This window comes from Frankia sp. CcMO1 (assembly GCF_977945845.1).
Map to the genome: position 1 here is coordinate 1016 of NZ_CDWTMG010000187.1, position 8986 is coordinate 10001.

11 protein-coding genes and 1 pseudogene are annotated in these 8986 nt (G+C 69.5%); 7 read left to right on the plus strand and 5 right to left on the minus strand.

Annotated elements, in window-relative coordinates; genetic code table 11:
* Both AC08OU_RS18405 and AC08OU_RS18410 read left to right on the plus strand, forming a co-directional pair.
* On the plus strand, positions 1–439 hold a 439-nt coding region (locus tag AC08OU_RS18405), incomplete at its 5' end, for an SAM-dependent methyltransferase (protein WP_476605395.1).
* Positions 440–488: 49 nt separating this feature from the next.
* Positions 489–818 carry a hypothetical protein gene (locus AC08OU_RS18410; protein WP_476602120.1) on the plus strand — a complete coding sequence of 110 codons (330 nt, stop codon included), beginning with the start codon at positions 489–491 and terminating at the stop codon, positions 816–818.
* 486 nt (positions 819–1304) lie between these two features.
* On the opposite strand, the gene AC08OU_RS18415 is transcribed toward AC08OU_RS18410, so the two are convergent.
* The gene (locus tag AC08OU_RS18415) at positions 1305–1619 is read right to left on the minus strand and encodes a hypothetical protein (protein ID WP_476605396.1); all 315 of its coding nucleotides are present in this window, start codon (positions 1617–1619) and stop codon (positions 1305–1307) included.
* Between AC08OU_RS18415 and AC08OU_RS18420 the strand changes: the two genes are divergently transcribed.
* Positions 1612–2436 carry a Kelch repeat-containing protein gene (locus tag AC08OU_RS18420; protein ID WP_476605397.1) on the plus strand — a complete coding sequence of 275 codons (825 nt, stop codon included), beginning with the start codon at positions 1612–1614 and terminating at the stop codon, positions 2434–2436. The genes AC08OU_RS18415 and AC08OU_RS18420 overlap by 8 nt on opposite strands.
* A gap of 76 nt (positions 2437–2512) precedes the next feature.
* Here AC08OU_RS18420 and AC08OU_RS18425 read toward each other — a convergent pair whose 3' ends face one another.
* Complete coding sequence (locus AC08OU_RS18425) at positions 2513–2734, minus strand: hypothetical protein (protein WP_476602117.1); 222 nt, start codon at positions 2732–2734, stop codon at positions 2513–2515.
* A 6-nt stretch (positions 2735–2740) separates the two neighbouring features.
* Positions 2741–3208, minus strand: a complete 468-nt coding sequence (locus AC08OU_RS18430) for an NAD(P)-dependent oxidoreductase (RefSeq protein ID WP_476602116.1) — start codon at positions 3206–3208, stop codon at positions 2741–2743.
* Between the two features lie 240 nt (positions 3209–3448).
* Between AC08OU_RS18430 and sigJ the strand changes: the two genes are divergently transcribed.
* Complete coding sequence (gene sigJ, locus AC08OU_RS18435; RefSeq protein WP_476605398.1) at positions 3449–4327, plus strand: RNA polymerase sigma factor SigJ; 879 nt, start codon at positions 3449–3451, stop codon at positions 4325–4327.
* Positions 4328–4392: 65 nt separating this feature from the next.
* Here the strand turns inward: sigJ and AC08OU_RS18440 are convergent, their stop codons facing one another.
* Positions 4393–5517 carry an SGNH/GDSL hydrolase family protein gene (locus AC08OU_RS18440; protein ID WP_476605399.1) on the minus strand — a complete coding sequence of 375 codons (1125 nt, stop codon included), beginning with the start codon at positions 5515–5517 and terminating at the stop codon, positions 4393–4395.
* Positions 5518–5798: 281 nt separating this feature from the next.
* Between AC08OU_RS18440 and AC08OU_RS18445 the strand changes: the two are divergent.
* Positions 5799–6155, plus strand: a pseudogene (locus tag AC08OU_RS18445) (YncE family protein); the annotation flags it as partial.
* An 800-nt stretch (positions 6156–6955) separates the two neighbouring features.
* Here the strand turns inward: AC08OU_RS18445 and AC08OU_RS18450 are convergent.
* Entirely contained in the window at positions 6956–7576 is a 621-nt protein-coding gene (locus tag AC08OU_RS18450; RefSeq protein WP_476605400.1) for a TetR/AcrR family transcriptional regulator, read from the minus strand.
* 132 nt (positions 7577–7708) lie between these two features.
* On the opposite strand from AC08OU_RS18450, the gene AC08OU_RS18455 reads away from it, so the two are divergent.
* Together AC08OU_RS18455 and AC08OU_RS18460 are read left to right on the plus strand one after the other, a co-directional pair.
* Positions 7709–8200 (plus strand): redoxin domain-containing protein, encoded by a 492-nt coding sequence (locus AC08OU_RS18455; protein ID WP_462203903.1) that lies wholly within the window; start codon positions 7709–7711, stop codon positions 8198–8200.
* A gap of 67 nt (positions 8201–8267) precedes the next feature.
* The coding region (locus AC08OU_RS18460; protein ID WP_476605401.1) for a quinone oxidoreductase family protein at positions 8268–8986 on the plus strand (719 nt) is incomplete at its 3' end.

An 8986-nucleotide genomic window follows, 5' to 3' on the forward strand; every position in this document is an offset into this window, starting at 1 on the left:
CATTTCGACTCCCAACTACCTCGAGGCCGACATCCGGGATACCGACCGAATCCTGGAAGCCGCGGCCCGAACGCTGGACTTCACCCGGCCGGTCGCGCTCACCCTGCTGGGGGTGCTGAACTTCGTTCAGGATGCCGAGGAATCGCTGCGGATCGTGCACCGGATCCTGGATGCTGTGCCGTCCGGTAGTTATCTGGCCATCGCCCACGCCAGCAACGAGGTCTATCCCGAGGAGGCGGAGCGGGTGCGGCAGTTCTGGAACGAGAACGCCACACCACCCATTGTCTTTCGCGACGCGAAACAGATCGCCGTGTTCTTCGACCGGGTCGAGCTGCTCGAGCCCGGCGTCGTCTCGTGCTCGCGGTGGCGGCCGGCCTCCAATGATCTCGGTATCCCGGCCGAGGTGCAGCAGTTCTGCGGAGTGGGCCGCAAGCTCTGAGGACTTCTGCCTGGCGGCTCGTTCAGCCTCGTCGCCGGCCGGACGACGCGTGAGGGGACTTCCCCTCCCGCCGGGCCCCACCGATGATCCGAACGCGCCGATCCGCCCGGCGAGGACCGGACCGGCCCCGGGTACCGATCCCGCCGGGGCCGGTACCGGCCCGGTCGACGTGCCGAGCGTGCTGGTGGTCGCCGACAAGTTCCCCCCGGTGCTCGGCGGCATCCAGACGTTCGCCTGCCATCTCGCGGCCGGGCTTCCGGCCGACCGGATGGTGGTCGTGGCGCCGGCCGCCCCCGGCTACCGAATGATCACGGTATGGCTGCCGATGGCCCCGTCGGCCTGCGTCCTGGCCCTGTTGGTCCGCCGCGGCCACCTCTGACCCGCGCCACCCACCCCCGTCGGGGGATGGTCCCGCACCGCGTCAGGCCCACTCGTCCCGTCCGGGTGGACCCGCGGGCACCGAACCCAACGGCGATTACTCTTCGAATCAATGGGAATGCACAACGTCGGGATGCACAACGTACAGCTAGTTCTCGCGCGTGCACCGTCATCTGCCCATGCCATCCACCCGTCGGTCAGGGCCGCACCCGCGGTCCTCAGAGGGGGGAGACTTCATGAACTGGTCCCGTACATCACGTCGGTGCGCCTCGCGTGCCTTCGTCCTGACCGCCACGCTGGCAGCAGCCCTGGCCGCGCCGGGGCTGCTCAGCTCGGTGGCCGAGGCGGCAGCACCGACCGGCAGCCCGACGGGCAGATGCCCGTCGCTGCCCCAGATCGCCGGCCCGTTGCAAAGCTGGGAGACGGTTACCGCCCTGCCAGCTCCCCGTGCCCATCTCGCGGCCACCACGGGATGTGACGGACGGATCTATGCGATCGGCGGCCAAGCCGCCGAGACGGGCGCCGGCGGCGGCGCCCCGGGCTCGCCTACGGGGACGCCCACGGCAACGCCCGGCCCGACCGCGTCACCAACCACCACACCAACTTCACCGGCCGCCACACCCACCTCACCGATAGCCACACCCGCATCGCCGACGCAGTCGCCAGCCCCCACCGGGACGCCCGGAAGTTCCGCGACGACATCGACGGTGGGTCCGGCCAGCCTGACCCGGAAGCCGCTGGCCGGATCACCCGGCGCGAGTCCGACCGGTTCACCGACCACGCCCGCATCACCGATGGGCACCGGCTCACCCACGTCGCCACCGGGCGTCGCCCCCCTGACGCCGGTGGGAACGGTCCAGGTCTACGACCCGCGGAAGAACGCCTGGACGGACGCGCCCGATCTGCCGACCGCGCGTACCCATCTCGCCGCCGCGACCGACCTCGATGGCCGGATCTACGCGATCGGCGGCCGGTCCGGCAGCTCGAACCAGTCCACGGACATCGTCGAGGTGTACACCCCGTCCGACGGAAGCTGGTCGGCGGGGAAGCCCCTGCCGAGCGCCATGGGTGACCCGAGCGCGGTCCGCGGCACCGACGGCAGGATCTACGTTCTCGACGCGAAGACCCTGGCGATCTACGATCCCGGCTCGGACAGCTGGTCGACGGCCGGAGCGCCGCCGCCCGCGAACAGGGCTCCGGTCCTGACGGCCCTGCCGGACGGCCGGATCCTGGCCGCCGGCGGCATCGGGGCTGGCGGCGGCTCCGCACAGCGGGCGGCCACCGACGTCTTCGCCTACACACCGGGTTCGGATGCGGCCGAGAAGGGCTCGTGGGCCCAGATGTCCGACCTGCCGGACGGCATCGCGGGTGCCGCCGGGGCGACCGGCCCCGACGGCCGGGTCTACATCATCGGCGGGCGGGACAGCGCCGGGAACGTCACCGGGGCGGTGCAGGTCTACACCCCGAAGGACGACCGGTGGGCCGCCGGACCGACCAGCTCCCCCTCTACCCGGGCCGGGCATGCCGCGGCGACCGGTGGTGACGGCCGGGTGTACGTGCTGGGTGGAACGTCCAGCACCGGCAAGACACTGAACACCGCCGCCGCACTGAACAAGTAACGAACAACACCACCAGCCGGCGCCGGCCGCCCTGTCCCATGAGGCCGGCGCCGGCCGCCGGCCGCGTTTGCTGAGGTCAGTCCCGCTTGAATGCCTCCCGGCGCAACATCTGAAATAGCGTCGGGGCGCCTTCGCGGGTCGTCACGGCGACCGCCTTGTGCACGAACCGTACCTCGGTCGCCTGTTCGAGCAGGCTCGCGGCCAGGTCCATGCGGCTGGTGAAGATACCCGGTGCCTGGTCCTCGTGAAGCTCGTAGCTCGTCACCCCGGGCGCATCGAACAGACCCGAGGGACGCATGATCGTCTAATCCAGGTTGCTGTCGCGCAGAAGTTCCTCCATGCGGCGCATGTCACGGTAGGTCGTCTTGCCGATCGTCGCGGTGATCAGCGGCTGGAGGACCCGGTTAAGCAGGAAACCGCCATCGGCATGATGATGCGGCTCGGTGGCACTCGAGCTCACCACGACCACTCGCTTGACCCCGTGCCGGAACATCGCCGCAGTGATGTTCCGGATTCCGTCGCTGTAGATGTTGATCGGTTCGCGCGTGAACGGCACGCCAAGCGTCGACAGCACCACGTCGGCTCCTGCGACGGCCCGATCGACGGCCTGGGCGTCGTGCACGTCGGCCCCCACGACGTCGAGCCGTTCGTGCGTAATCGGGAATTCCGCCGGTCGCCTGGTCACCGCGACGACGTCGTAACCGGCGGCCAGCGCCTGCTCGGTCAGCAGCCCGCCGGTCGGCCCGTTCGCTCCGAACACGACAATCCTCATTGCTGCGCTCCTCCTGACCCACGGGTACGCGGATCACCTGCCTGTCGGATGTCCGTCGGATGTCTGTCGGATCCCGCCGGACAGATGTGACCGCCGCGCCCACCGGCCACCGGCTACCAGCCGTCCCCAGGACCCAGACGGGTGGCGTCACGGGGGTGGCCCCGTCACATCGGCGGTGCCGCGTTCGTCAACTGCTCAGGAGAGGCTGGTCCGGAGGGGTGCAAGCGAGGGGTGCAGGCAATGGACGATGCGACGTGGCAGGCCGAGCAGTTCGAGCGCCAGCGCCCGCGGCTGCAGGCGGTCGCGTACCGCATGCTCGGTTCGCTCAGCGAGGCCGAGGACGCCGTCCAGGAGGCATGGCTGCGGCTGAGCCGCTCCGGCGACGAGGCGATCAACAACCTCGGCGGTTGGCTGACGACGGTCGTGGGTCGGGTGTGCATCGACATGCTGCGTGCCCGCCAGGCGCGCCGGGAGGACTTCGTGGGCACCTGGCTGCCCGAGCCGATCGTCAGCGCCGAGGACGGTGACGGCCCGGAGCAGCAGACCGTGCTCGCCGACTCCGCCGGCCTGGCGCTGCTCGTCGTGCTCGAGACGCTCACCCCGTCCGAGCGGCTCGCGTTCGTCCTGCACGACATGTTCGCCGTGCCGTTCGAGGAGATCGCCCCGATAGTCGACCGGACCCCCGCCGCGGCCCGCCAGCTCGCCAGCCGCGCCCGACGGCGGGTGCGAGGCGCCCCGACGGTCCCGGACCCCGACCTCGCCGCACAGCGCAAGGTCGTCGCCGCGTTCCTGGCCGCCGCCCGGGCCGGCGACTTCGACGCCCTCGTCGCGGTGCTCGACCCCGACGTCGTGTTCCGCGTCGACACCGGCTCACGCACCCGGCTCGCGCCCGCGCTGCTCACCGGCTCCGCGGACGTCGCACAGCACACCGCCATCCAAGGCCCCCGCTTCGCGCGGCACTGCCAGCCAGCTCTGGTCAACGGCACCGCCGGGATCGTCGCGCGCACATCGACCGGTGTCATCGCCGTCGCCGGCCTCACCGTGCGCGACGGACTGATCGCCACCATCGACCTGATCCTCGACCCCGACAAACTCCACCGCCTGGTTCTCGCCGACTAGGGGTGTTTTTGACAGACCCCCGACAGACCCGGAGACAGTCTCGAATGTGTCAGCCTCGGATGTGGTCAACGGCCGGTGGGAAGGTAGGCGGCGATGATCGCGGTGGCCAGTGCGCGCTGCCCCTGGCCGTTGGGGTGGAACGCGGCGGAGAACGGCGTTCCGAGGGGGTCGACGTCGGGGGGACTGCCTGTACTGCTGCAGAACTCGTGCCCGGCGAAGGCGTTCTCGGTGTCCACGTAGGTCACGCCGGCCGCCCTCGCGGCGGCGCGGATCGTGCTGTTGAGGTCGTGGACGGTCTGGTTGAACCAGGCCGCGTCGGCCGGCTGGATGCGTACCCCCAGCTTCCCGAGGACGCTGACCGGGCACGGGGCGTCCAGAGTGTCGGGGAACAGCCGGGGATAGCCCAGGACGAGGATCCGTGCCCCGGGGGCGAGGCTGGGGGCCCGTCGGATAGCCCGGTAGGTCTCAGTGAGTTGTGGCTGCAGGGTGTTCAGAGCAGTCCCGACGGCCGGTGCGGAGTGCTCCCGGCAGGACGGGAGAAGTGTGGTCACGTGCAGTGCCGCACAGTAGACCGCGATGTCGGCGAAACCGATGTCGTTGCCGCCGACGGTGAGGGTGACCAGTCCGACGGTGTCGGCCGGCCCGTCCAGATAGGTGTCCTGTGGTGGGGTGCCAGGCCCCTGCGACGTGGAGAAGTCCCGGATGCGTGCGCCCGCGCAGGCCCCGAAGGTGAACAGTGGATCAGACGTCGCGGACGGCGGCGGGTCCTTGGTGGCCAGGGCGGCGTGGACGAGAGCCGGGTAGGCGGCGGTCGAGCGTCGGCAGCCACCGAATAGCCGGTAGCTGCCCGGGAGGTAGTCGGCGACGGGGCCGGCTCCGTCACCGGAGGAATACGAGTCACCCAGCGCGACGTAGCGCAGCGCGGTCAGCCTGGTCCGCGAGGATCGTGAACGGCCGAACCGGTCGGTCGCGGTCAACTGGAACACGTAGTTGCCCGGAACCGGGAGGGTCACCGTCGTGTCTGGCGTGTCACCGGCGAACCGGGCCGGGGCCGGTCCCGACAGCATCGTCCACGTTGTGGATGCCGCGGGGCCGGTGACCCGGCCGTGCAGGGCCACCACGCTCAGCCCGACGACTGTGCGCGAGCGTCCGGCCTGCACGGTCACCATCGCCTGCCGCAAACGTGGCACCGTCGTCACAGATGGTTGCGATGTCGCTGCCGCAACGTTCTGTCGGCTACGGGATACATCCGCTGCGCCTGTGTCACGGCAACCCGCGACCGCCACGGCCGCCACCAGGCCCACCAGGCCCACCACGAGCATGCTCCACCGGCATCGCCCGAGATCGCTACCCGTCATACCGTCATGATGACAGGCCGTGGAGTGGAGTCCACGGATGTGGCGTACGTGGAGTAGCAGTCCTGCGACGCCCAGAGCAGGCCTGCGACACCCCAAAGTGGCGGTCTGTAAATCGGGGCTCCGTGTCGGTCATCTCCTTCACCACCAGGAAGATCGTCGCAAACTGGGCCATCCCCGGCGGCGGGATTCCCGACATGGGCAACGTCAACGCCGACGGGACCCGGCTGTGGCTGTCCGGCCGGCGCAGCAACGTCGTGTACGTGTTCGACACCGGCGGGAACGGCGGGAACGGCGGGCCGGACCCGACGACCGGCCGGCTGTTGACCGAGATCCCGGTGGGCCACGAGCCGCACGGGCTCGCCGTCTGGCCGCAGCCCGGGCGCTACTCCCTCGGCCACACCGGAATCATGCGATACTTCACCGCCGCCCGCGCCGCGACCTTCCCGCGCCACTCCCGATGTCACGCGTAGCTATGACTCCACTACCTCTTGCTGCAACGGTCACGGGAACTCACCGACGGGAACCGGAAGGCGGATGCGCCAGGCCATGCCCACCGCCGTTCCCCGGCCTCGGCGGACGGTACAGACAACGCGTCTTCCGTGGCCCCCCCGCAGACCTCGTCCCTCCCCGGCACTTCTCTGGCCACCCGCCGTGCGAGCTGTCGCCCGGCGAGCAGACCCTGCCCGGCCGCAAACAGGTCTTCCGCCGGTCCGGCACAAACGACACGATCGGCCTCCGGGACGAGCGTCCACCTTCCCTGGGTGAGCCGCTGCTGCGGCTCGTCATGCAGGGCGGCCGGCGGATCATCGGCCCGGCGACGTTGGGAGAGGCCGCCGCTTCAAGGCCGACCTCGCCGATCTTCCCGCCCCCGCCCGACGGCTGGTCGAACCGGCCGCCCTAGCCCCCAACCTCACCCCGGCCCTGACGGACCTGCTCGCCCGCACGCGCACCGCGCACCTCGCCTGTAAGACGCCCAAGGGCCAACACCGTGCTTGACCTGCAGCAACGCGCCCAGCGAGCGCAGCCGTCCCACGGGCGCGCGTAGCCCGGCCGCGCGGCGGGCCTGATCTCAAAACGAGAATCAGGGTGACCATCGCTGGACCCTGACCCGGATCGCCACCGTGATCGTCCGTATGTTCGGGGTGTCCTACACTCTCACCACGAGTCGTGGCTGCCGATCACTGATCACCTGCGTGGAGGGTTGGGCCGCGGACGCCACCTGGCACGGCCCGCGACTGCGTGCGACCAGCCGAAATACCGATTCCCGAGATCACGTCTCATCATCGCAGGAGTATCTGCGGACATGGTCGATGGCCATGTCCAATGCTCGAACGAGCGGGCGATCGGTGCGATAAGTCTTGCTCAGCAGCAGACCGCCCTGCAACGCGGCCATGATGGCTTCGGCGAGCGCGGCCGGATCCGCTTCCGATCGAAGACTTCCCCGCTCGCGCATCGCGGTGAGTCCGGCAAGCAGCGGGGACTCCCATTCGGTGAAGCAGCTCTGCAGGACGCCACGGGTCCGCGGATCGCCATCGGCGAGCTCGTTGGCCAGGGACCCGAGCGGGCATCCGCCGGTGTGATCGACCGCGGCCCGTATCTCGATGATCTTGTCTCGCCAGCGCCCCAGGGCGGCCAGGGAGTCCAGGGAGTCCAGCTCCGGGCGCTGGGCCTGGACAACCTGCTGCGCCTGTTGCCGTATCACCGCCCGGATCAGGTCGTCCTTGTTGGCGAAGTAGTGGTACAGCTGCGACTTGCTGGTCCCGGTGACAGCTATCACATCGTCCAGACTCGTGCCGGCCGCCCCGCGCTCGCGCACCAGCTCGGCCGCGGCCGCCACGATGCGGGCTCTGGTCGCAGCACCCCGAGGGGTCAGTATCGGCACAGGCTTCATGGATCTCACGGACGGTAAGGCTAACCGAAACTGGACTTGTAAGTCCAATTCTAGCTCCGTACGCTGGACCAGGCAGTCCACTACTCAAAGTGGCAACACCGCCCGACGCGACAGCGCGAGGGAGCAACAATCATGAATCGGCTCGACAACGGCCAGCTCTTCCCGAAGGTCCAGGTTCCCAAGGTCGGCGGAGGGTCCCTCTGCCTGCCAGAGGACCTGGCCGGCCACTTCGGCGTCGTCCTGATCTATCGCGGATCGTGGTGCCCGTACTGCAACGCACAACTCGCGGCGTTCCAGCGGGCGGGCGACGCTCTCACGGATCTCGATGTCCGGGTCGCCGCGCTGTCCGTCGACGACGAGGAGAGCGGCCGCAGACTCGTCGACAAGCATCGCATCGATTTTCCCGTCGGTCACAGTGCCGACGTCGACGGGATAGCCGAGGCGACGGATGCCTACATCAATGATGAATCCTCCGGCGACCCGCGGCGGTACCTCCAGTCAACCGGTTTCGTCCTGGCCCCCAATGGCAGCGTGATCACAGCTGTCTACTCCAGCGGCGCCATCGGACGCCTGGTCCCTGACGACGTCGTCGGGTTGGTCCGCTACATACGCGACCACGGATGAGCGCGCATCCCACCGTGGAGCCGCGGCCAGACAACAACGCATTCCGGGTAAGCGAGGTATACACACCGTGAAAGCTGTCCAGATACACCGTTTCGGCGGATCCGAGGTCTTCGAGATCGTCGAGACTCCCACTCCGGCGCCGGGTCCCGGTCAGGTACTCGTCCGAGTCCATGCGGCCGGCGTCAACTTCGCCGAGGTCCTCATGCGTGAGAACCGGTATGCGGTGACACCCGATCTTCCTGCCGTCCTCGGCATGGAGGTTGCCGGCACCGTCGAAGCCGTCGGGGCCGGTGTCGGCGGGCTCGGGATCGGTGCCCGCGTCGCCGCGCCGCTGTTTGCCGCGGGCGTGTCATTCGGGGGTTACGCGGACCATGTCCTGATCAGCGCCGACTTCGTCGCCCCGCTTCCACCGGAACTACCGTTCGAGGATGCGACGGCGTTGATGGTCCAGGGACTCACTGCCCTGCACCTGACCAGGCAGGCACCGCCGAAGGGCAAGGCGGTGCTGGTCAGCGCCGCCGCCGGTGGGGTCGGCACGCTTCTCGTCCAACTCGCCAAGCACGCGGGGGCAAGGAGCGTGATCGCCGCCGCGAGTACCGCCGAGAAGCTCGACACAGCCCGTTCGCTCGGCGCTGACGCAGGAGTCGACTACACCCGACCCGACTGGGTTGAGCAGGCGCGCGCGGCGAGCGACGGAAACGGTCCCGATATCATTTATGAATCGGTCGGCGGCGCGGTGACGACCGCGAGTCTCGACGCGCTCGCCCCGCTGGGTGAACTCGTCAT

Coding starts and splice junctions, on each gene's coding strand:
- AC08OU_RS18450 (WP_476605400.1), bottom strand. CDS start 7,576: ATGAAGCCTGTGCCGATACTGACCCCTCGGGGTGCTGCGACCAGAGCC.
- AC08OU_RS18425 (WP_476602117.1), bottom strand. CDS start 2,734: ATGCGTCCCTCGGGTCTGTTCGATGCGCCCGGGGTGACGAGCTACGAG.
- AC08OU_RS18430 (WP_476602116.1), bottom strand. CDS start 3,208: ATGAGGATTGTCGTGTTCGGAGCGAACGGGCCGACCGGCGGGCTGCTG.
- AC08OU_RS18455 (WP_462203903.1), top strand. CDS start 7,709: ATGAATCGGCTCGACAACGGCCAGCTCTTCCCGAAGGTCCAGGTTCCC.
- AC08OU_RS18420 (WP_476605397.1), top strand. CDS start 1,612: ATGGGCACCGGCTCACCCACGTCGCCACCGGGCGTCGCCCCCCTGACG.
- sigJ (WP_476605398.1), top strand. CDS start 3,449: ATGGACGATGCGACGTGGCAGGCCGAGCAGTTCGAGCGCCAGCGCCCG.